Raw genomic sequence first — 21,466 nt, forward strand, 5'->3', positions numbered from 1 at the left:
CGGTTTCAGTCACCCTCTCCTCAAACACCTCTCAACCTCTTTCGAAAATTATCATGGCAGCCAAAACTAGTTTCCTCTACGATACACTGATGCCCAAAATATATGGCCTCGGTGCAGCCGTTGTTATTGTAGGTGCTTTGTTTAAAATCGAGCACTGGGCCGGTGCCGATACCATGCTTATTGTTGGTCTGGGCACGGAAGCCGTTATTTTTGCGCTAAGCGCATTCCAGCCAGCCCACAAAGACCACGACTGGTCGCTGGTTTACCCGGAGCTCAGCGAAGGTTATGACCCTTCTACTGGCAACTCAAGCTTCTCGAACGAGAGCAACGGGAAGGGCTTGACGATGAAGCTGGACGACATGTTGAAAAACGCGAACGTAACTCCCGAAGCTCTCACAACTTTGGGCCAGGGCCTGAACCGTTTGAGCACGACCACCTCGCAGATGTCGCAGTTGGGTGAAGCTGCTAACGTAACCGACGAATACACCAAGAAAGTCCGCTCGGCAGCTGATTCGCTCGATAAAATTAACGTGGCTTACGGCAACACCGTGGAAGCCATCACGGCTATGTCGAACGCTACCTCGGATGCTAAAGAGTATCACATGCAGGTACAGAACGTGACCAAAAACTTGGGCGCGCTCAACGCAGTGTATGAAATGGAACTGCAGGATGCTAACACGCACCTGAAGTCGATGAACCAGTTCTACGGTACCCTCAGTAAGGCCATGGATAACATGACCCAGGCTGGCAAAGACACCGAAAGCTTCCAGAAGCAGGTTTCGGACCTCACCAGCAACCTCACTTCGCTGAACCGCGTGTACGGCAACATGCTGAACGCTATGCGTGCTCCCGCGCAATAAGCGCGTGCTAGCAAGGTAGTTAGTTCATCATCCACTTATTAGCGGAAAGAAACAATGGCAGGTGCAAATGAAACCCCGCGGCAGAAGATGATTGGCATGATGTACCTCGTGCTGACTGCTCTTCTGGCGCTCCAAGTGAACTCAGCAATTCTGCTGAAGTTCAAATTCATCGATGATAGCCTTTTGGGCGTCAACGATAAGACCGCTGTAGCAGCTGATGGCACGGTGAAAGGCATTGAGGCAGCGGTAAAGAAAAATCAGAACCAAGTCCGTGACCTGAATGTGTTGAAGCAGAGCGAAGAAATTCGTGCCAAGACCAAAGAATTGGTTGCTTACCTGCGTGATACCCGCGAAAAGCTACTGAAAGCCACTGAGAACACCGGCCCGGAAATGAAAAACCTGAGCGGTGAAGACAAAGTCGCTATCACAATGCTGGGTGGCCAAAAGCACAACGGTATTGCTTACACGGGCTTGAAACCGAAGCTGAACGAGTACGCAGAGTTCATTAAGCAATACGTGCCAAGCGCAACGCCTCTGGCGCTAGATGCTAAAGAAGACCCCCGTGTAACCGAGAAAGGTCAGAAGAACAAAAACTTCGCTGAGCTCAATTTCGAAAACACTCCGGTTGTAGCTGCCTTGGCAACCATATCGCAAAAGGAGACGGAAGTGCTTAAATATGAAGCAGAGGCTCTTTCGGCTCAGGCTCAAAAAGTAGGTGCTAAGACGATTGTATTTGACAAGATTGGTGCTTTCGCTTCGGCCGAGTCGAATACAGTAGCTGCTGGTACCAAGTACAAGGCTGAACTGTTCCTAACCGCTTCGGCTTCGAGCATTCGTCCATCGATGACTTTGAACGGTTCTTCGTTGGCAGTCGACCCAACTAACGGTCACGGCAAAGTGGAGTTCACAGCCCGCCCTGGTGGGTTTGATGCTTCAGGAAATGCTAAGTCTTCGTGGACGGGTACGATTCGCTTCAACCAGAATGGTCGTGATACCACCTTTACCGTGAAGGTGCCTTACACCATCACTAAGCCCGTAATGCAGATTCAGTCGGCTTCGGTGCAGGCTCTGTATTTTAAGTGCGGCAACAAGCTGAACGTATCAGTTCCTGCTTTGGGTGCTCAGTACAAGCCTAGCTTCTCAGCTTCGGGTGCTGCAGCTATCCAAGGCGCTAAGCTTGGTGATGTAACCCTGATTCCAAACTCGAAAGAGGTGACTCTGAACGTGAGCAGCGGCGGCAACGCCATCGGTTCGCAAACGTTCCAGGTGCGTCCAATTCCTAAGCCTTCGATTGAGGCTTATGCTGGTGGCCGCCCCGTGAATGACAAGCAGGGTACCCCTGGCACTGCCGTGCGTTCGTTCAGCCTGCGTGCTATTCCAGATGCTGGTTTTGCTACTTTCCTGCCCGATGATGCCAAGTTCCGCGTTTCGCGCTACGAAGTGACTTTGGTACGCGGTAAGCGTCCTGCCATCGGTACCATGACCTTCAATAGCCCCCAAGCTGACCTGAGCGCTGTGGTAAATGCTTACCGTGAAGGCGACCGCCTATACGTGGAAGTGAAAGACGTACAGCGTCAGAACTTCCAGGGCAATGTGGAGGCCGTGAACATGACCCGTACGTTCAACATTCCCTTGCTATAATATTTGTGGTTTAGCCACGTTAGCGAACTATCCTACCGACAATTTGCTTTTGCCCGTTATGAAATCTTTGCACACGCTGGCGGCTATCGCCGCAGGCTTATCGCTCTCGCTGACTGCCGCCGCGCAGGAGCAGGCCACTACGGCTAGTAGCACCGGTTCGCACCGGCCTATTCCGCTCTCCGACCAGATGTTCCGCAAGAGCATCTGGCGCCAAGTCGACCTGCGCGAGAAACAGAATAAGCCCATGTTCTCCGAAGGCAAGGAAATCAGCCGGGTAATTTTAGAAGCAGTGCGCCGGGGTGAGTTGCAGGCCTACAAAAACGATTCGCTGACATCAACGCTGACGCCGACCGAGGTGCAGACTAATAGCTCATACATTGACGCGGTAGACAAGCTAAGCGCTGATGAGATTGCCGCTGGTTTCAAGCCAGAGTCGGGTGGTGGAGGTGATGATTGGGGTGCTACTACTCCTAAGAAGCCTGTCGCCAAGAAAGTGCCTAAGTTGAATGCCGCCGGCAAACCAATGAAGGACCGTAAAGGCAAGGTTATCATGGTAAACGCTCCGGCTGCCGCTACTGTAGCTGCTGCTCCCAAGCCGGCTGGCAACGAGTACCGCCCGAAGGACATCTATGAGATGGAGATTAAAGAGGATATGATTTTCGACAAAAAACGGTCGAGAATGTATCACGATATCAAATCCATCACCCTGCTGGTCCCTTCAACGCTGGCTTCGAACACGTCGGGCATTGAAAAGCCAATTGGCACGTTCAAGTACAGCGACCTTGTGAAGGTTTTCCGTGCTAATCCGCAAAACGCCATTTGGTTCAACGCTGAGAACGACGCTCAGCACAAGAATTTGGCTGATGCTTTCGAGCTGTGGTTGTTTAACTCCTACATTACGAAAGTGTCGAACGCCGGCGACAGCCGTCTGGACGACATCTATGGTGGCGCTCAGCAAGGTATTTTGGCTGCTCAGCAGACCTCGGCTGACCTGATAGAGTACGAGTACAACTTGTGGTCCTTCTAAGGCTATACAGATTAAAAACAAAAAGGCCACCGCAGTAATGCGGTGGCCTTTTTGTTTTTATACTTTGGATTAGGCCGGAAGCTGGCGGGGCGGCATGGGGTGAGAAGGCGCCTCATTTTCGCCGAAATAGATTTGGAGGATTTTGGCTTTGGCTTTGCCTACTTCGGCGATTAGCTCAGCTTCATTTAGCTCACGGATTTTCTTGACGGACTTGAATTTGTTGAGGAGTTTTTCAGCAGTCACGGGGCCGAGACCCTTTACATCGGTGAGTTCGGTTTTAAGGGTGCCAGCGTCGCGGCGGGAGCGGTGAAAGGTGATGCCGAAGCGGTGAACTTCGTCGCGCATGCGCTGGAAGAGGCGCAGCGATTCGCTTCTTTTGTCGATATAAATCGGCAGCGGGTCGTTCGGGACATAGATTTCTTCGAGGCGCTTGGCAATGCCGATGACGGGAATCTGGCCCCAGAGGTTGAGGTCTTTGAGGGCTTTGACGGCCATACTAAGTTGGCCTTTACCGCCGTCGACGATAACTAATTGGGGGAGGCTGGCTCCTTCGTCGACCAAGCGGCGGTAGCGACGGGAAACGACTTCGTACATACTATCGAAGTCGTTGGGGCCGATGACTGTTTTGATGTGGTAGTGGCGGTAGTCCCGCTTACTGGGCTTGGCATTGCGGAAGCAGACCATGGCCGCCACAGGATTGTCGCCCTGGAAGTTGGAGTTGTCAAAGCACTCGATGTGTTTGGGAAGCTCGGTGAGGCGCAGGTCCTTTTTGATGGTTTCCATAATGCGCACTTCGTTGCTGTCCTTGCTCTTCTCGTTCATGCTTTCCTTCTCCTTGCGGGCGTAAAGCACATTTTTGATGGCAAGTTCAAGAAGCTTGCGCTTGTCGCCAATCTGGGGAACGGCGAGATTCACACCAGGGAGCGGGAGTTCAACAGCAACATTCGTGAGGATTTCGCGCGACTCGCTTTCAAATTCCTGACGTAGCTGCATGATGAGCGGGGCAAGGATTTCAGCATCGTCCTCGTCGAGCTTTTTGGTGACTTCTAGTGACTGCGTGAGAATGATGCTGCCGTTCATCACCTTTAAATAGGTGATAAAGCCCGATTTCTCGTTGCTAGCGATGGCAAACACGTCAATGTTGGTGAGCGTGTCGCTCACGATGGTAGACTTCGCCTGGAAGGCTTCCAGCTTATCGAGCTTGACTTTAAACTGATGGGCCAGCTCGTACTGCATTTCCTGGGCAGCGGCGGTCATGCGCTCCCTGAAATACTGCTTGGGAATACGCAAGTCGCCGTTGAGGATGTTGCGGATTTGCTGGATGTAGCTATTGTAAGTGGCCTCATCTTCGCGAGCGATGCAGGGAGCGTTACAGTTGCCGATTTGCAGCTCCAGGCAGGGCTTGAACTTGCCCGCTTCGACGTTGGCGACGCTGAGGTTGTAGTTGCAGGTGCGAAGCGGGTAGAGGGCGCGGATGAGTTCCAGCAGCACGTTGAGGGCGGTCCCATTGGCGTAGGGGCCGTAGTAGCGCGAGCCGTCGTTAATCTTGTTGCGGGTGGGAATCAGCCGGGGAAACCGCTCATTGGTAATGCAGAGAAAAGGGTAGGTTTTGCCGTCCTTCAGGAGGATGTTGTATTTGGGTTGGTGCTGCTTGATGAGGTTGTTTTCGAGCAGGAAGGCATCCGATTCGCTATCGACAATGGTGAACTCCAGCCGCTTGATGTTGCGGACAAGTTGCTGGGTTTTCTTATTGTGGTCCTGCTTGGTGAAGTAGCTGCTGACGCGTTTGCGCAGGTCGATGGCCTTGCCCACGTAAATGATGCCCTCGTCGTCGAAATACTTGTAAACGCCGGGCTTGTGGGGCAAGGCGGAGATTTGGGCTTGCAGTTCGGGGTTGGCGGCCATGAGCAGATATTTAGGCAGATTCGACGAATTTCGCGGCGGTAGGAAAGCCGAAACTCCACGTACGGAATTAACAAAAAATGACCGGCAAAAGTCGCCGGTCATCGGGCAAAAAAAGCACTGGCTGCGGGGGACATCAGCAAAACATTAGCATGTTTCAGGCAAAACATCCTAATGTTTCGGGTAACTCGATAAGCCCTTTTGAAAGTTCGTGACTATGGATTGCCCAACTCTTTACTAGGAGTTAGACAACTTTTCACTACGAGTTAGTTAGATATCCTTGTCGTCCAGGTCGCCGGCGTCGGGCACCTGCATTTTCTGGTTGGCCGGGATAGTATCGCGTTGGCCGCCGTAGTAGCGCGAGCAGTCGATTTCGATGCTGAGCGGGGCGGCGGGCTTGGGGAAGGGACCGGTGTTGATGCCGATGCTCTTGTCCTTGTATACCTTCTGCATGAAGAGGCCGTAGAGCGGCAGGGCCTCGCGGGCGCCCTGGCCATAGGTGCCGGTGCGGAAGTGAATGCTGCGGTCCTCGCCGCCCACCCACATGCCGCACACCAGGTCGGGGGTGATGCCCATAAACCAGGCATCGGAGTAGTTGCTGGTTGTGCCGGTTTTGGCCCCAATTTCATAGGGGAACTTGAAGCCCGTGTGCAGGATGGTGCTGGTGCCGCCGGGCTCGGTGGTGCTGGCTTGCAGCATATACGTCATGAGGTAGGCCACTTCTTCGCTGAGCACTTCCCGGGTCTGGGGTACGAATTCGCGCAGCACGTTGCCGTTTTTATCCTCGATGCGGGTGACCATGATGGGGTCGGTGTGTACGCCCTTGTTGACGAACGTGGAATAAACCCCGCACAACTCGTATATGCTGCAATCGGAAGTGCCGAAGCCCATCGACGGCACGGCATCAACGGGCGAGGTGATGCCGAGGCGCTTGGCGTAGGTGGCGATGGTTTCGGGGCCGAGCTTCATCACCAGCCAGGCCGTGATGGAGTTCATGGAGCGGGCCAGGGCTTGGCGCAGCGTGAAGGTGCGGCCCGAGAAGTTGCCCTCAAAGTTGTGCGGAGTATAGGGCGCACGGCCGGCCACGGCGGGGAAGGTGGTGGCCACGTCGGGGCGCGGGTAGCAGGGCGAGTAGCTCTGGTCGATGGCGGCCGTGTACACGATGGGTTTGAACGTGGAGCCCGGCTGGCGCTTGCCCTGCCGCACGTGGTCGAACTTGAAGAACTTGTAGTTGGGGCCACCCACCCAAGCCTTCACTTGGCCGTTGAGCGGGTTCATGGCCATGAAACCGGCCTGCAGGTAGCGCTTGTAGTATTCGAGCGAATCGTAGGGCGACATCAGCATCTCCTTCTCGCCCTGCCAGGTGAACACCGGCATCTTATATTTCTTGTGCAGGTAATAGTTCACCGAGTCGCGGTTGCCGTCGTACTGGGCCATCAGCGACTTGTAGCGCTGGGTGCGGCGCATAGAGTTCACCAGGAAATTGGGAATGATTTTGCCGTTCTCGTCGCGCCAAGGCAGCTGGCCCTTCCAGTGGGCCGAAAACCACTTCTGCTGGAGCGTCATGTGCTCAGCCAGCGACTTCTCGGCGTACTGCTGCATGCGCGAGTCGATGGTGGTGTAGATTTTCAGGCCGTCGGCGTACAGGTCGTGGTCGGTTTCCTTCGCCCAGCTGACGAGCGACTTCACCACTTCGGCCCGGAAGTAGGGGGCCAGGCCCTTGCTGGGGTTCTCAACCGAGTAATGCAGTACGATGCGCTTGGCCGTGTCCTGGGCTAGCTCGGCAGTCGTGATGTAGTTTGACTTGGCCATCTGGCGCAGCACCCAGTTGCGCCGCTTGCGCGAACGGTCGGGGTGGGCCACCGGGCTGAAACGGCCCGGGGCATTAACAATGCCTACGAGGGTGGCAGCCTCCGGCGTACTCAGGTTTTTGGGCGACTTATTGAAGAAGGTCTTGGCCGCGGTGTTGATGCCAAAGGCGTTGGAGCCGTATTCGACAGTGTTGAAGTACATCCGAATGATTTCGCGCTTGGTGTAGTTGCGCTCCAGCCGGATGGCCAAAATCCATTCCTTGGTTTTGGTGATGAGCATGCCCAGCTTGCCCGTGCCGTTCAGGGTACCGTCGTTGAGGTCGCCCCGGGTGCGGAACAGCACCTTGGCCACCTGCTGCGTGAGCGTGGAGCCACCGCCGTTGTGCGAGAAGGTGAGCACACCGGTCACGGCGCGCAGTACACTCTTCGCGTCGATGCCCGAGTGCTGCTCAAAACGCACGTCCTCGGTGGCAATAAGGGCGTCAATCAGGTTCTGCGGCAGGTCCTTGAAATCAACCGGCGTGCGGTTCTCGCGGAAGTATTTGCCCAGCAGCACCCCATCGGCCGAATAAATCTCGGAAGCCAGCTCGGAGCGCGGGTTTTCGAGGCTTTTGAGGTTGGGCATGCGCCCGAACAGGTTCAGGAAGTTGCCGCTCACGGCCAGTACGAACAGGCCAAGTCCCACCACGCCCACACCAAAAAGCAGCCACATGGTGCGTACAAACGCCGTAAACCGCCCCGAACGGGCCGGTTTCAGGGGCTGAGGCTTGGGACGACGAGCAGGAGGAGTACTGGGCATAAAGCAAAAAAGAGGGAAACGTTGCGCAAAAATAAAGCCCCCGGCGCGGGCCGGAGGCTTGGGGGCTGGTTCAACCCGCAAAACACTACTTGTAGGCGCGCTGGTAAAAGCTCAAATACCCCGCCAAATCTCCGCTGGTTTGCAGCAGCGCCAGGTTTTCGGCGCTAATCACCAATGTCTGGTAGCCGGCCCCGCGCAGCTTGGCCAGCGGCGATTGCGGCCCGCGCAGCTTGGTGGCGTAGCTCTGAGCCACTTTCGCCCAGGGCAGCGTTTTCACTACCACCAATTCCTGGTCAGTTCCCAGTGTTGCGGTTTCCACCGTCAGGGCGTTGGCTTTGAAAAAACGGCTGTTATAGGTGATTAATTGAGCTGCCAGGCCCGTTGCGGCGGGAGAATCCTTTGGAAACACCAGCACTACTACATGCGGACTATTCAACAGCGTAGTATAAGCAGTGGTCGGAGCCGAAGAAGCCGTGCTGGTTCCGGCCGTAGGCGTAGTGGGCGCTGGAGTGCCAGCAACAGGCGCCATGGTGCCAGGAGTAGTTGCCGAAGCACCTGGAGCGGTATTTCCTGCTGCCGCTGCGGCTTTGGCAGCGGCAGCTTTCGCAGCGGCCTCGTCGGCCAATTGCTTGCGGGTAGGCCGACCCTTGCGAACCGGCGCACCAGTAACCGGCGTGGCTGCCGCAGTTGCGGGTGGGCTGGTAGAAGCAGCTGCGGTGCCCGGTGCCGGTGTGGTAACGGGTGGGTTAACCCCCGCGTTAGCTGGCACAGCGCCAGTCGTAGCACTTGCCGGTGAGGTAGCTGCCGCTGCCTTTTTGGCCGCAGCTTCTTCCGCTAATTGCTTGCGGGTAGGCCGGCCTTTGCGTACCGGAACTGCAGCCGTCGTTACAATACCGTCCGGCGTGGCTGTGGGGACTGCTCCCGGCATAGGCGTTCCAGCAACCGGTGTGCCCTTCGGCGCAGGTGCCAGCGGTGCCGGGCCTGCCGAACCGCTCGGTGTGCTTTCCACGGGCTTGCCCGTGGGTGTTTTACGCTCCTCGTTGGGTGCCGATGGAAGCTTGGGCGTATCGCCGGCAGGAGCAGGCCCAAGAGCTTTGGCCGGCGTCTCGTTTTCCTTGTAGAAAATACGCATGCGGTTGTTCACCTCGCCCGGGCGGAACTGTGAAATCACCGGCTTCTCCGTGGAGGCCAGCGCCCCGGCAAGTGCCCCATTTTCCTGCTTGCTGTAGGAAGCTGCCAGAGCCTTCGCCTGCGGTTGGAGAGGGCTGTCGGGATACGCTTTGATAAATTGCTCGACTGAAGCCCGGGCAGTAAGCGGCGGCTGCGTACGGGCCACCAGCAGCGTCTTCAGGTAGGCTACCCGGTCATTCAGGTCGCTTTTCGGGTATTGTTTTTCCGTGCGGCCCAGCACTGCGTTGGCCTTGCGAAATTCCTGATTAACATAGAAGGTGAACGCCGAATCGACGCGACTCGCCACGGCGTTGTGCAAGGCTAATTCGTGCTCGCGGTACAAAGGGTCGGCAACCAGCTTGGCATAAATCGACTTCGGAAACTCGCGTTGCAAGGCCGCCGCATACTGCTCCATTTTAGCCGCGTCGGGCTTGTCTTTGTAATAGAGGTAGAGCAGGTAGTAGGCGTCGGGCGCGTGCTCGCCGCGTTCGTAACGGCTCACCTGCTGCTCATAGGTCTCAAAGCCTTTCTCGCGCTCCTTTAGCTGCTCTTTATAGATGCCGCCCAATTCATACAAAGCGGCTTCCACCTGCCGGTTCGACGCCGACAACTGGCCGGGGTCGGTAGGGATGGCCGCGCGGTATTGGGCCACGAGCTTGTCGCGGGTTGCCGTGGGACTAGCTGCCGCGCCTGCGCTGGCCGAGTCGGCTTGGGTGCCATTCACAGCGGTTGTGGAGTTGCCCGTTACGCTCAACGGTGCGCCGCCACCCGCCACCGTATTCGGCGAGCTAGCTGCTTGCCGGTTGGTGCGCCAGTTATCCTGCAGTTGGCGGTTGCCCCACTTCCGAATAAACTCGGCCCGGGCCGTGCCCAGCAGGGTTGGGTTGTCGAAATACCATTGCCCGGCCGCCGCTGTGGCCGTGGGGTCAAACGATGTTACGTCAGAGGTTGCTGCGTTCAGGCCGCCGGGGTTTATGTTACCACCCGGCAGGTCGCTCCCAATACCGCTATTGGCCGAGCTGGCGCGGCTGGCCAAGTCAGCCGCGCGGGCCTGCGTTTTGGCCACCGCCGCCAGCCGGTCGGTTTCTCGCTGGCGGGTAGCCAGCTCAGCGTCGGCATACGTATTCAGCCGCTCGGTCAACACATCAGGTGCCAGCTTGGCTAGCGCCTGCAAGCTGTCCTGTGTTTCGATGATAGTATACTGCTTGGCAAAATCCTTCAGAATATCGCTGCGCTCTTTGATGGCTAAGTAAGTCTTGGCCTCCTTGTTCAGGTTCTGCACCGTGCTGTCGTAGTAAGCAGCTGCCAACGGATACTTATGCAGGTTCTCGTAGTAAATGCGGCCCGCGAGCAGGTAAGCATAGCTTTTCTGAAAGCGGTTGGTGGTTGTGGCCTGCACCGACTGGCGCAGCAGCTTCAGTGCCTCCGGGTAGTTCTTCTCGCGGTAGTTTAGCCGCGCCATCTCATAATAGATTTTGTCGCGGTAATCCTTGTTATTCAGGTTTTTCAGCAACCCGCCGAAGTTTTTGTCGAGCCGGGCCCGGTCCTTCGTGCTCAGGTCCGACACTTGCGCCAGCATCAGCTTGGCCTGAAAGTCGAGCTCGTACGGCGGGTTGCGGGCCAGAATCTGGTCGAGCTGCTCGTAGGCCTTCTTGTTCTCGCCGGCCTCTTGGTACAGCTGCGCCAGCAGGTAGCGCGTGCGCGACCGTTCGTTCTTGTATTCAATCAGCGGAATGGCCTTTTCGAGCTGTATAATGGCCTTGGCAGGCTCGTCAGTGCGCATGAAGTAGTCGGCCCGAGTCAGGAAAAGCTGGCGCGCATCTTCCGGCCGGCCCTGTTCCTTATCGAGTAAATCCGAAACTGCCTTCGCGCTTTCGAGCTCGCCCTGTGCCGTGAAGGTGCGCATCAGGCCAATCAGGGCTTCGTGCTTGGCATTGTCGTCCTTGCTCGTCGAGTTCACATACTTAAACGTGAGCGCCGCGTCGTCGAACTGCATCAGGTAAAACCGCGACCAGCCCACCAAAATGTAGGCATCATCTGTCCAGTCCGAGCCCGGCCGGTGCTGAATTGGCATCGACGCCCGTTTGATAATGTCCGTCAAATCAGCACGACTGGCTCTCACGCTGGCACTGTCCAGCGTCGGAAACAACGCCAACGGCTGGTTATAGTCGTTGGGCCGGGACGTGGTATACAGCTTGTCCTCCAGCCCCCGAAGCTTCTCCCGCGCAATGAAATAGGCGTTGTCGCGCGCTGCTACGTTGTTGAACGCATGCGAAACGATGTTCTTATCCGAGGCGCAGCCCGCCGCTCCCAACCCTAGCAGGACCAGAAGCCGCGCAACCCAGCGATATGTCAGCAATGGATGTGTCAAAATCAGCGTAAAGGAAAAAGGCCAGTCCGAACTGCCGGAACGCCCAAAGCGCCCCGAAATGTTCGGCGGCTCTGCCAGATAACGGAGCCGGACGGGTAAAATTACGTTTTTTCGCCGCCCACGCCCGCCCGGCCCGCGCCGTACCTTTGCTACCCGCCGATTTCGACCTGCCCATGCCCACCTCCCCCGACCCCCAGCCCACCGGTTCCGACCGTCGGCAGGCCATCATGAAATACTCTGGCCTGGCCTTCCAAATGCTGGGCATTATCGGGGGCAGCGCCTGGCTGGGTATTTGGCTGGATGGCCGCCTGAACACCGGTCCTTGGCTTACCATCGGGCTGCTGCTGCTGGGCGTGTTCGTGGCCGTATTCCAGGTCATCCGCAGCCTTACCAAAGAGTCGCTGTAAAGCGCGCGCCCAACTTCTACTGTACCTCATGCCCCGTTTCCTGCGCCAGTTTCTGCTATTCACCGCCGCCCTGGGGCTGCCCATTTATATGCTGCATCGCCTGTATGGCCCGGCCGTGGTGCACCCGCGCACGGGCCTTCTGTTTGTGGTCATGGCTGCGCTCACCTACTTCGCCTATAGCCTTACTGCACGCCTTGTGGCCCGCGACCCCAACAGCCTCGGCTTGGGCTACCTCATTGGCATGACGGTGCGGCTACTGGTCTCGTTGGGCCTTGTAACCTGGCTGCTGGCAAGCGGAATTGCGCGCGAGCCGAAGGGCGTCTGGACCTTCCTCGGAGCCTTCTTCATCCTGTACTTTTCGTGGGCTGGGTTTGAAATCTGGGCTACTTTGAGTAACTTGCGGCCGATTTCAGGAAAGCAAGTAGCGCAATGATAATGCGTTAGCCCGAAATCAGTCATTAATTAACTTTGAATGAAGCGTTTACTCTCGATTCTCCTTTGCTTCGTCTCCCTGTCCGTTTTCGCTAACGAACCCGCTGGCGAGGGCGCAAAGGCCGAAGGCTTCAATCCCGGCGAAATGATTTTGGAGCATATCGGCGATTCTCACGAGTGGCACTTGGCCACCCTGGGAGCCGGCGAACATGCCAACCACGTCACCATCCCGCTGCCCATCATCGCCTACCGCCCCGGCACTGGCCTGAGCACGTTTTCGGGCAGCCAACTGGCCCACGGCAAAAGCTATAGCGGCCTCAAACTGGAGGAAGACAAGCTGGTTGCCCTCGACGGTAGCAAGGTCTACGACTTCTCTATTACCAAAAACACCGCGTCGCTGCTCATCAGCGCCGTGCTGATGCTGCTGGTGTTCACGGCTGTGGCCCGTGGGTACCGCCGCAACCAGGGCCGCGCGCCTCAGGGCATGCAGTCGTTCTTCGAGCCGGTTATCATCTTCATCCGCGACGAAGTAGCCAAGAAGAACATCGGCCCCAAGTACGAGCGTTACATGCCTTACCTGCTCACGGCCTTCTTCTTCATCTGGTTCAATAACCTGCTGGGCCTGATGCCTGGCGCGGCCAACCTGAGCGGCAACATCGCCGTGACGATGGTACTGGCCGTGCTCACGCTGATTATCACGCTGGCTTCGAGCAACAAGTATTACTGGGCGCACATTTTCGCCACGCCCGGTGTGCCCAAGCCGCTGCTGCCTATCATGATTATCGTCGAGTTCCTGGGCATTTTCACCAAGCCCTTCTCGCTCATGATTCGTCTGTTCGCCAACATCACGGCCGGGCACATCGTGGTGCTCAGCTTCATTAGCCTGGTGTTTATTTTCAAGTCGTGGTCCGTTGCGCCGGTTACCATCGCATTCGGCCTGTTCATCAACGTGCTCGAATTGCTGGTAGCCATCCTGCAGGCCTTCATCTTCACGCTGCTCACCGCCATGTACATCGGCGGCGCGGTAGAAGACCACCACGATGCCGACATGCAAATGGGTTACGACGACGGCTCGGCCTCGACCCACGCCGCTCATTAACCTGACTTAACTGGCCGGGCGCTTGCCGCCCGCCAACTGGCTGTTTCGGCCAGCCCGTGGCAATCCCCCCCCTCCCCGCTGCGGGACTGACGAACTTTTTCTTTTTCCCCTTTTTCCAATTTTTATGTTACTCTCTTTGTTGTTGCAAGCTGTCGCTATGGCGGCTAACTACGGTCCTGGTTTGGCTGTAATGGGTGCTGGTATCGGTGCAGGTCTGGTGGCTTTGGGTGTTGGCCTGGGCATTGGCCGCATCGGCGGCAGCGCCATGGATGCTATCGGCCGTCAGCCGGAAGCTTCGGGCAAAATCCAGACGGCTATGATTATCGCCGCCGCTCTGATTGAAGGCTTGGGCCTGTTCGCAGTTGTAGTCTGCGTACTTATCTGGACCAAACTCTAGAATACCCGGCCGGGCTTCGAGCCCGGAAGTAGTTGGAAGCCCGCCGCCCGCTGCTGCAATACGCAGTTGGCGCGGCGGGCTTACCTGCTCCTAATCTGTTATTCGATTAGTTGACATTCTTTAAAATACAATAGCAATGCTGCCAGCTTTTTTATCCCCTGAACTCGGCCTGATTTTCTGGCAACTGGTTATTTTCCTGCTGGTGTTGTTCCTGCTGGGCAAGTTTGCCTGGAAGCCGATTCTGCTCGCTCTCAAAGAGCGTGAGGACAACATTGAAGGCGCCCTGCGCATGGCCGACCAGGCCAAAATCGAGATGCAGCAGCTAAAAGCCGGCAACGAAAAGTTGCTGACCGATGCCCGCCTCGAGCGCGACCGCATGATGCTGGAAGCCACCCAAATGGCCAACCAGCACCGCGAAGCCGAAAAGGCCCGCGCCACGGCCGAAGCCAACACCATCGTCCAGCAAGCCCGCGAAGCCATCCAGCAGGAGAAAAACGCAGCCCTGGCCGAAGTAAAGAACACCGCCGCCAAACTGTCGCTCGACATCGCCGAGCGCATCCTGCGCCGCGAACTCGCCGACCCCGCCGCCCAAACGCAGCTGGTCGATTCCTACCTGAAAGACGTTAAGCTTAACTAGTTGCTTGTTGTTCGTTGTCAGTTGTTAGTTCGTGCTAATGGCTGATAAACGGCCTGACAACTAACAACCAACAACTGACAAACAAACCACTATGGCTGACCAACGAGTAGCGGCCCGCTACGCCAAGTCGCTCCTCGACTTGGGCAAGGAGATGGGCACCCTAAGCGCCGTGAAAGCGGACATGGACCTGCTGAGCAAGACCATGGCCGAAAGCCGCGAGCTGCGCCTGTTGCTGCGCAACCCGATTGTGAAGCACGACAAGAAGCTGGCCATCCTGAAGGCCATTTTCGAAGGCAAAGTGTCGGACATGACGCTGCGCTTCTTCACCATCCTCACCGATAAAAACCGCGAGTCGGCAATCGAAGGAATCGGCCCGGAGTTTCTGGCGCAATACAACGTCCTGCAAGGCATTCAGTCGGCCCAGGTAACGTCGGCCACGCCGCTCACTGCCGCTGCCCGCGCCGAGATTCAGGCGCTGGTGAGCAAGCAGACTGGCCATACTGAGGTGCAGCTCACCGAGAAAGTGGATGCTGACCTCATCGGTGGCTTCGTGCTGCGAGTAGGCGACACCCAGATTGACGACTCCGTGCGCACCAGCCTTCGCAAGCTGCGCACGTCGCTGCAAGAAAATTCTTACCAACAACAACTGTAGGGTATAGGAAATTAGGGATAGGGGATACGTTCCCCGCATCCCCGTCCCCTATCCCTTGTCCCCTATACCTTATTCCCCCCCCCAATGGCAGAAGTACGTCCGGATGAAGTCTCCGCAATCCTGCGGCAGCAACTGTCCAATTTCAAGTCCGAAGCCGAGCTGGAAGAAGTCGGCACCGTATTGCAGGTCGGCGACGGCGTGGCCCGCATCTACGGTCTGAGCAAAGCCCAGGCTGGTGAGCTGATTGAATTTGAGAACGGCCTGCAAGGCCTCGTGCTCAACCTGGAAGAAGACAACGTGGGTGCCGTGATGCTCGGCGACTACTCGGAAATCCGGGAAGGCGCCACGGTGAAGCGCACCAAAAAAATTGCCTCTATCAAAGTAGGCGAGGGCATCGTGGGCCGCGTGGTAAACACGCTGGGCCAGCCCATCGACGGCCGCGGCCCCATCACGGGCGAGTTGTACGAGATGCCCCTGGAGCGCAAGGCTCCCGGCGTAATCTTCCGTCAGCCCGTAACCGAGCCGATGCAAACCGGCATCAAGTCGATTGATGCGATGATTCCGATTGGCCGTGGTCAGCGCGAGTTGATTATCGGTGACCGCCAGACTGGCAAGTCGGCCGTGGCTATTGATACCATCATCAACCAGCGCGAATTCTTCGAAGCTGGCCAGCCAGTATTCTGCATTTACGTGGCCATCGGCCAGAAGGCTTCTACGGTAGCTCAGGTTGTGCAGGCCCTCACTAAGGGCGGCGCAATGGATTACACTGTAGTCGTGTCCGCTTCAGCTTCCGACCCGGCTCCGCTGCAGTTCTACGCACCTTTCACTGGTGCTGCTATTGGCGAATTCTTCCGCGATACGGGTCGTCCGGCCCTGGTGGTGTACGATGACTTGTCGAAGCAGGCGGTGGCTTACCGTGAGGTGTCGCTGCTGCTCCGTCGTCCTCCGGGCCGCGAGGCTTATCCTGGTGACGTGTTCTACCTGCACAGCCGTTTGCTGGAGCGGGCCGCCAAAATCAACGCTTCGGACGAGATTGCGAAGAACATGAACGACCTGCCCGACAGCATCAAGCATTTGGTGAAAGGCGGCGGTTCGTTGACGGCTTTGCCCCTGATTGAGACGCAGGCGGGTGACGTATCGGCCTACATCCCGACCAACGTAATTTCGATTACAGACGGCCAGATTTTCCTTGAGACCAACCTGTTCAACTCGGGCGTTCGCCCGGCCATCAACGTAGGTATCTCGGTATCGCGCGTGGGTGGTAACGCCCAGATTAAGTCGATGAAGAAAGTGGCTGGTACGCTGAAGCTCGACCAGGCCCAGTTCCGCGAGCTCGAAGCCTTCGCCAAATTCGGCTCCGACCTCGATGCTTCGACCAAGCTCACCATTGAGCGCGGCCGTCGCAACCTCGAAATCCTGAAGCAGCCTCAATACTCGCCTGTAAAGGTGGAGGACCAGGTGGCCATCATTTACGCCGCTACCAACGGCCTCCTCGACAACGTGCCCGTGAACCGCGTGCGTGAGTTTGAGAAGGAGTTTGGCCAGACGATGAACTCGCGTTATCCCGACGTGCTGAAGGCCCTGAAAGCCGGTAAGCTGGAGGATGCTGGCACCAAGGCCATCCGCGAGGTAGCCAAGGACGTTTCGGCGAACTACGCAGCCAAGTAAGTTGTCAGTTATCGGTTGTCGGTTGTTAGCTCCGGCTAATGACTGACGGCCATCTGGCAACTGACAACTAACAACTGACAACAAGTTTAAATGGCAAGCTTAAAAGAAGTCCGCAACCGCATTCAGTCGGTGAGCAGCACGCAGCAGATTACCAAAGCCATGAAAATGGTAGCGGCGGCCAAGCTGCGTCGGGCCCAGGACAACATCGTGCGGATGCGTCCTTACGCCCAGCGTCTGAATGCCATCCTGACCAACCTGACCCGCAACGCCGACGATGACATCGTGAGCGACTACGGTGTGGCCCGCGAGGTGCGCAAGGTGCTGGTTATCGCCATCACGTCGGACCGTGGACTGGCCGGCGCCTTCAACACCAACGTGTTCAAGGGTGTTAACGCCGCCATTGCTTCGCGCTATAGCAGCTTGCCGGCAGCTAACATCTCGGTGATGGCCATTGGCAAGAAGGCCCACGATTACTACACCCGCAAGGGCAACATCGTTGGCGACTACACCCACGTCTTCGCCAAGCTCTCGTTCGAAACGGTGCGGGCGGCGGCAGAAGTGGCGATGGACGGTTTCCGCAACGGCATGTATGACGAGGTGGTAATGGTGTACAACGAGTTTCGCAACGTGGCCACGCAGATTATCCGGACCCAGCAACTGCTGCCGCTGGTGCAGGAACCAGCACCCGTCACGGCTACCCCGGAGTCGAACGTAGACTACCTGTTCGAGCCTTCGAAAGAGGAAATCGTGCAGACGCTTATTCCGCAGTCTATCAAGATTCAGCTCTACAAGGCGGTGCTGGAAAGCAATGCCTCGGAGCACGGTGCGCGCATGACGGCCATGGACAAAGCCACCGATAACGCCGGTGAGCTGCTCAAGGCCCTTAAGCTAACCTATAACCGGACGCGTCAGGCAGCCATCACGACCGAGATTCTCGAAATCGTGGGCGGTGCCGAAGCGCTGGCGGCGGGCTAGACATAGTTCCAATATTATTTACAGAAAAGCCCGTTTCCGAGAGGAAGCGGGCTTTTCTGCTTTTCAGAGTGTAGTCCGCTTATGCATGGGCGCGAGGCAAGAATAGTTAGCTCGAGCCGATGGTGCCCGTCAAACCATTTTGCCATACAGAGGCTTTCACACGTGTTTATTCAAATTACAATACCGTTACTCCATGCAAATAGGCATTAGCTCTTTCGGCGAAGTAGCTCCCGCCCACAAAGCCGGCCTGGACCACGCCGCTGCCCAGCGTATGCAGGAACTGCTCACCATGGGCAAGCTGGCCGATGAAGTTGGCCTCGATGTGTTAGCCCTCGGCGAGCATCACCGTCCCGACTTCATCATCTCGGCTCCCGAAGTCATTCTGGCTGCTATTGCGGCTACTACCAAGCGCATTCGTCTGAGTAGCGCCGTTACCGTTCTCAGCTCCGTCGACCCAGTACGCACCTTTCAGAATTTTGCCACCGTCGACCTCATATCCAACGGCCGGGCCGAGATTATAGCTGGCCGGGGCTCTTTTATTGAGTCGTTTCCGCTGTTTGGGCAGGACTTGAAGGATTACGACGCGCTGTTCATCGAGAAGCTGCAGTTGCTACTTAAAATCAACGAGAACGAGGTGGTTTCGTGGCAAGGCAAGCACCGTGCAACCATAGCCGAGAAAGGCGTGTACCCGCGCCCAGCACAGCCCAAAATCCCTGTATGGATTGGCGTGGGCGGCACGCCAGCCTCGGTGGTGCGGGCCGGGCAGTTGGGGCTGCCGCTTACCATTGCTATTCTGGGCGGCGCTCCTGCCCAATACGTGCCGTTTGCCGAGCTCTACCGCGAATCAGCCCAGAAAGCCGGTCACGATGTGGCTTCCTTGCAACTGGCCATCAACTGCCACCTGCACCTGGCAGATACTGCCGAACGGGCCCGCGATGAATTCTTCCCGCCCTACTCACAGTTGATGAACCGCATCGGCCGTGAACGTGGCTGGTCGCCCATGGACCGCCGCCATTTCGACTACCTCTGCGGTCCGCAGGGGCCGCTGCTGGTCGGCTCGCCGCAGGATATCATCGCCAAGCTGCTCTACCAGCACCAATTGTTCAGCAATACCCGATTTCTGGCCCAACTCGTCATCGAAGGCATCTCGCACCAAAGCGTGCTGCGCTCCATCGAGTTGCTGGGCACGCAGGTGGCACCAGCCGTGCGAGCCACTTTGGTAGAAGCAGTTAGCTGAATCATTTTGGCAACAATGAAAAGGCCGGCTCACACAAGTGAGCCGGCCTTTTCATTGTTGCCAAAATGATTCAGCTACTAGTAGCGGTACAGGTCCGACTTGAAAGGGCCTTCTACCGGTACTTTGATGTAGTCGGCCTGCTTAGCGGTCAGCTCGTCAAGCTCCACGCCGATTTTGGCGAGGTGCAGGCGGGCTACTTTCTCGTCGAGGTGCTTGGGCAGCGTGTATACCTGGTTTTCGTACTGGTTGCCGCGCTCCCACAGCTCCAACTGGGCCAGGGTTTGGTTCGTGAACGAGTTCGACATTACGAACGACGGGTGGCCGGTGGCGCAGCCCAGGTTCACGAGGCGGCCTTCGGCCAGAATGATTACCTCTTTGCCTTCGATGGTGTAGATGTCTACCTGCGGCTTCACCGTGTCTTTGGTATCGCCGTAGTTCTCATTCAGCCAAGCCATGTCAATCTCATCATCAAAGTGACCAATGTTGCAGACAATGGCCTTGTCGCGCAGGGCACGGAAATGCTCTTCGCGGATGATATCGCAGTTGCCGGTGGTAGTGATAACGATGTCGGCGCGCGGAATAGCGTCCTTCATCTTGCGCACTTCGTAGCCGTCCATAGCCGCCTGCAGGGCACAAATTGGGTCAATTTCGGTCACGATAACGCGGGCACCCGCACCGCTCAACGAAGCAGCGGTGCCTTTTCCTACGTCACCGTAGCCAGCTACTACGGCCACTTTGCCGGCCATCATCGTATCGGTTGCCCGACGGATAGCATCCACAGCCGATTCTTTGCAGCCGTACTTATTATCAAATTTCGACTTCGTTACCGAGTCGTTCACGTTGATGGCGGGGAAAGGCAGCGTAGCGTTTTTCACGCGCTCATACAGACGTAGCACGCCGGTCGTCGTCTCTTCGCTTACGCCTTTGATGTCGGCGGCCAGCTCGGGGTAGCGGTCCAGCACCATGTTGGTAAGGTCGCCACCGTCGTCCAGAATCATGTTCAGGGGCTGACGGTCTTCGCCGAAAAATAGCGTCTGCTCAATGCACCAGTCGAACGAAGCCTCGTCCATGCCTTTCCAGGCATATACGGCAATGCCAGCGGCGGCAATAGCGGCGGCGGCGTGGTCCTGGGTCGAAAAGATGTTGCACGACGACCACGTCACTTCCGCGCCCAGCGCCGTGAGGGTCTCGATGAGCACCGCCGTTTGGATGGTCATGTGCAGGCAGCCGGCAATACGCGCGCCTTTAAAAGGCTGCGAAGCACCGAACTCCTCGCGCAGGCTCATCAGGCCGGGCATTTCGGCTTCGGCGAGGCGGATTTCCTTCCGGCCCCATTCGGCCAGGCTCATGTCCTTCACTTTGTAAGGAACGTAGGTTTTCGTCGTGGTTTCCAACGGTATGCGGATTAGTTGATTGTATCGCGTTGCAACTACAAAGATAAGCGGTTTGTTCGCCTGCAGCCACAAAAAAGCCTGCGCAGTGTAGCGCAGGCTTTCGAGGTTAACCAATTCGAGTCTTCAGCATCCGCCACTAATTGTTTGGGATGATGACTGCCTGAGGTTGCTGTGCGGTGGGAACACCACTGCCTGCAATTCCACGAACTACGATGGTGTAGGCCTTGCCTTCAAGGTACTTATATACACCAGCACCAGTACCCGTGCCGTCGCCTACCGCTACTACCACAGGGCGAGGACTTCCGTTGCTGGTGATGCTCAGGTTAAAGATGCCAGCCGTTAGTTTAACGAAGCTGGAAGCAGTGCCGAACGCAACATCTGGGGTAAGGTCGATAGCAGGCGTAGAGGGCGACGGGGACGGGGCTGTCAACCTGACGGGGCTTGCGCCTCCGGCAATCAGATATACCACCCGGACCTGGGCCTCTCCGGAGCTCAGAGTGAGCGGATTGTCTGTAACTGACAGAACGCCCAGGCTTCCAATTGCCGTTGTGGGCGAATATTCGAACACGGAATAGCTCTGGTCCTTGGCAATGATTAGGGACTGCGATGGAACAGCCACCTGTGCACCATTATTGATGCGAAGGGCAGGTGTACCAGCATTGACTGCAACGTACGCACTGCTTTGCCCATAGTTGAGCTGGCTTACCTGCTGGTCATTGATAAAGGCCGTCAGGGGGGTATTAGCTGCCGCGGCCGCATGGGTAAAGAGTACGCGGCCCATATCGGGTGCTGGAGTTGGGGCGGGGGTGTCGGTTTTGCTGCACGCACCCAGCAGCAAAACGGCAGGCAATGCGGCTAGTGCGGCGCGGCGGAAGTAGGTGGAAGGATTCATAAACAATGCGTAGCTAAGTGAAGCCAACTACATAGAAATGTGCAGTTGGTTGGCACTGAACGTGCGACAGCACGTGTTGGTTGAGTCGAATTCAC

At 56.9% G+C, this 21,466-nt stretch carries 17 protein-coding genes; 12 read left to right on the plus strand and 5 right to left on the minus strand.

Translation table 11 applies throughout. The features are described from left to right. Nucleotides 1-53 precede the first annotated feature (53 nt). The 3 genes from porL to porN are packed head-to-tail and all read left to right on the plus strand — an operon-like array spanning nucleotide 54 to nucleotide 3,528. Nucleotides 54-860, plus strand: coding sequence for a type IX secretion system motor protein PorL/GldL (porL, locus tag ABD837_RS17650; RefSeq protein WP_345057104.1), 807 nt, complete (start codon nucleotides 54-56; stop codon nucleotides 858-860). A gap of 54 nt (nucleotides 861-914) precedes the next feature. Then, on the plus strand, nucleotides 915-2,501 hold the full coding sequence (gene porM / locus ABD837_RS17655) for a type IX secretion system motor protein PorM/GldM (RefSeq protein ID WP_345057106.1): 1,587 nt from the start codon (nucleotides 915-917) through the stop codon (nucleotides 2,499-2,501). Between the two features lie 58 nt (nucleotides 2,502-2,559). Continuing rightward, complete coding sequence (gene porN / locus ABD837_RS17660; protein ID WP_345057108.1) at nucleotides 2,560-3,528, plus strand: type IX secretion system ring subunit PorN/GldN; 969 nt, start codon at nucleotides 2,560-2,562, stop codon at nucleotides 3,526-3,528. A gap of 69 nt (nucleotides 3,529-3,597) precedes the next feature. Here the strand turns inward: porN and uvrC are convergent, their stop codons facing one another. From uvrC to porW, 3 genes are all read right to left on the minus strand, one after another. Beyond that, the gene (gene uvrC, locus ABD837_RS17665; RefSeq protein WP_345057110.1) at nucleotides 3,598-5,433 is read right to left on the minus strand and encodes an excinuclease ABC subunit UvrC; all 1,836 of its coding nucleotides are present in this window, start codon (nucleotides 5,431-5,433) and stop codon (nucleotides 3,598-3,600) included. A 267-nt stretch (nucleotides 5,434-5,700) separates the two neighbouring features. Continuing rightward, nucleotides 5,701-8,040 carry a penicillin-binding protein 1A gene (locus tag ABD837_RS17670; protein WP_345057112.1) on the minus strand — a complete coding sequence of 780 codons (2,340 nt, stop codon included), beginning with the start codon at nucleotides 8,038-8,040 and terminating at the stop codon, nucleotides 5,701-5,703. Nucleotides 8,041-8,125: 85 nt separating this feature from the next. After that, complete coding sequence (porW, locus tag ABD837_RS17675) at nucleotides 8,126-11,569, minus strand: type IX secretion system periplasmic lipoprotein PorW/SprE (RefSeq protein WP_345057114.1); 3,444 nt, start codon at nucleotides 11,567-11,569, stop codon at nucleotides 8,126-8,128. A gap of 158 nt (nucleotides 11,570-11,727) precedes the next feature. Here porW and ABD837_RS17680 point away from each other — a divergent pair, with 158 nt between their 5' ends. The 9 genes from ABD837_RS17680 (at nucleotide 11,728) to ABD837_RS17720 (ending at nucleotide 19,085) form a co-directional block, all read left to right on the plus strand. After that, nucleotides 11,728-11,988 (plus strand): AtpZ/AtpI family protein, encoded by a 261-nt coding sequence (locus tag ABD837_RS17680; RefSeq protein WP_345057116.1) that lies wholly within the window; start codon nucleotides 11,728-11,730, stop codon nucleotides 11,986-11,988. Between the two features lie 28 nt (nucleotides 11,989-12,016). Continuing rightward, nucleotides 12,017-12,421, plus strand: a complete 405-nt coding sequence (locus ABD837_RS17685; protein ID WP_345057118.1) for a hypothetical protein — start codon at nucleotides 12,017-12,019, stop codon at nucleotides 12,419-12,421. A gap of 39 nt (nucleotides 12,422-12,460) precedes the next feature. Next, nucleotides 12,461-13,519 carry a F0F1 ATP synthase subunit A gene (gene atpB / locus ABD837_RS17690; RefSeq protein WP_345057120.1) on the plus strand — a complete coding sequence of 353 codons (1,059 nt, stop codon included), beginning with the start codon at nucleotides 12,461-12,463 and terminating at the stop codon, nucleotides 13,517-13,519. Between the two features lie 124 nt (nucleotides 13,520-13,643). Next, the gene (atpE, locus tag ABD837_RS17695) at nucleotides 13,644-13,916 is read left to right on the plus strand and encodes an ATP synthase F0 subunit C (protein WP_345057122.1); all 273 of its coding nucleotides are present in this window, start codon (nucleotides 13,644-13,646) and stop codon (nucleotides 13,914-13,916) included. 136 nt (nucleotides 13,917-14,052) lie between these two features. Continuing rightward, nucleotides 14,053-14,553, plus strand: coding sequence for a F0F1 ATP synthase subunit B (gene atpF / locus ABD837_RS17700; RefSeq protein WP_345057124.1), 501 nt, complete (start codon nucleotides 14,053-14,055; stop codon nucleotides 14,551-14,553). A gap of 91 nt (nucleotides 14,554-14,644) precedes the next feature. Beyond that, complete coding sequence (atpH, locus tag ABD837_RS17705; protein WP_345057126.1) at nucleotides 14,645-15,205, plus strand: ATP synthase F1 subunit delta; 561 nt, start codon at nucleotides 14,645-14,647, stop codon at nucleotides 15,203-15,205. Between the two features lie 84 nt (nucleotides 15,206-15,289). Further along, a complete protein-coding gene (atpA, locus tag ABD837_RS17710; protein ID WP_345057128.1) occupies nucleotides 15,290-16,873 on the plus strand; it encodes a F0F1 ATP synthase subunit alpha in 1,584 nt (527 codons plus the stop codon). Between the two features lie 90 nt (nucleotides 16,874-16,963). Next, complete coding sequence (gene atpG, locus ABD837_RS17715; protein ID WP_345057130.1) at nucleotides 16,964-17,848, plus strand: ATP synthase F1 subunit gamma; 885 nt, start codon at nucleotides 16,964-16,966, stop codon at nucleotides 17,846-17,848. Nucleotides 17,849-18,041: 193 nt separating this feature from the next. Next, nucleotides 18,042-19,085 (plus strand): LLM class flavin-dependent oxidoreductase, encoded by a 1,044-nt coding sequence (locus ABD837_RS17720; RefSeq protein WP_345057132.1) that lies wholly within the window; start codon nucleotides 18,042-18,044, stop codon nucleotides 19,083-19,085. Between the two features lie 77 nt (nucleotides 19,086-19,162). Here ABD837_RS17720 and ahcY read toward each other — a convergent pair whose 3' ends face one another. Both ahcY and ABD837_RS17730 read right to left on the minus strand, forming a co-directional pair. Beyond that, on the minus strand, nucleotides 19,163-20,479 hold the full coding sequence (gene ahcY, locus ABD837_RS17725) for an adenosylhomocysteinase (protein WP_345057134.1): 1,317 nt from the start codon (nucleotides 20,477-20,479) through the stop codon (nucleotides 19,163-19,165). A 136-nt stretch (nucleotides 20,480-20,615) separates the two neighbouring features. Then, the gene (locus ABD837_RS17730) at nucleotides 20,616-21,371 is read right to left on the minus strand and encodes a DUF4397 domain-containing protein (RefSeq protein WP_345057136.1); all 756 of its coding nucleotides are present in this window, start codon (nucleotides 21,369-21,371) and stop codon (nucleotides 20,616-20,618) included. Between the last annotated feature and the right edge of the window lie 95 nt (nucleotides 21,372-21,466).

The organism is Hymenobacter glaciei (assembly GCF_039539585.1).
Lineage (GTDB): Bacteria > Bacteroidota > Bacteroidia > Cytophagales > Hymenobacteraceae > Hymenobacter > Hymenobacter glaciei.

Excerpts from the sequence above, each read along its gene's own strand:
- atpF (WP_345057124.1), top strand. The coding sequence starts at position 14,053 with ATGCTGCCAGCTTTTTTATCCCCTGAACTCGGCCTGATTTTCTGGCAA.
- ABD837_RS17670 (WP_345057112.1), bottom strand. The coding sequence starts at position 8,040 with ATGCCCAGTACTCCTCCTGCTCGTCGTCCCAAGCCTCAGCCCCTGAAA.
- ABD837_RS17730 (WP_345057136.1), bottom strand. The coding sequence starts at position 21,371 with ATGAATCCTTCCACCTACTTCCGCCGCGCCGCACTAGCCGCATTGCCT.
- ABD837_RS17720 (WP_345057132.1), top strand. The coding sequence starts at position 18,042 with ATGCAAATAGGCATTAGCTCTTTCGGCGAAGTAGCTCCCGCCCACAAA.
- uvrC (WP_345057110.1), bottom strand. The coding sequence starts at position 5,433 with ATGGCCGCCAACCCCGAACTGCAAGCCCAAATCTCCGCCTTGCCCCAC.
- atpH (WP_345057126.1), top strand. The coding sequence starts at position 14,645 with ATGGCTGACCAACGAGTAGCGGCCCGCTACGCCAAGTCGCTCCTCGAC.
- atpB (WP_345057120.1), top strand. The coding sequence starts at position 12,461 with ATGAAGCGTTTACTCTCGATTCTCCTTTGCTTCGTCTCCCTGTCCGTT.
- atpA (WP_345057128.1), top strand. The coding sequence starts at position 15,290 with ATGGCAGAAGTACGTCCGGATGAAGTCTCCGCAATCCTGCGGCAGCAA.
- atpE (WP_345057122.1), top strand. The coding sequence starts at position 13,644 with ATGTTACTCTCTTTGTTGTTGCAAGCTGTCGCTATGGCGGCTAACTAC.
- porM (WP_345057106.1), top strand. The coding sequence starts at position 915 with ATGGCAGGTGCAAATGAAACCCCGCGGCAGAAGATGATTGGCATGATG.
- porL (WP_345057104.1), top strand. The coding sequence starts at position 54 with ATGGCAGCCAAAACTAGTTTCCTCTACGATACACTGATGCCCAAAATA.
- porN (WP_345057108.1), top strand. The coding sequence starts at position 2,560 with ATGAAATCTTTGCACACGCTGGCGGCTATCGCCGCAGGCTTATCGCTC.
- atpG (WP_345057130.1), top strand. The coding sequence starts at position 16,964 with ATGGCAAGCTTAAAAGAAGTCCGCAACCGCATTCAGTCGGTGAGCAGC.
- ABD837_RS17685 (WP_345057118.1), top strand. The coding sequence starts at position 12,017 with ATGCCCCGTTTCCTGCGCCAGTTTCTGCTATTCACCGCCGCCCTGGGG.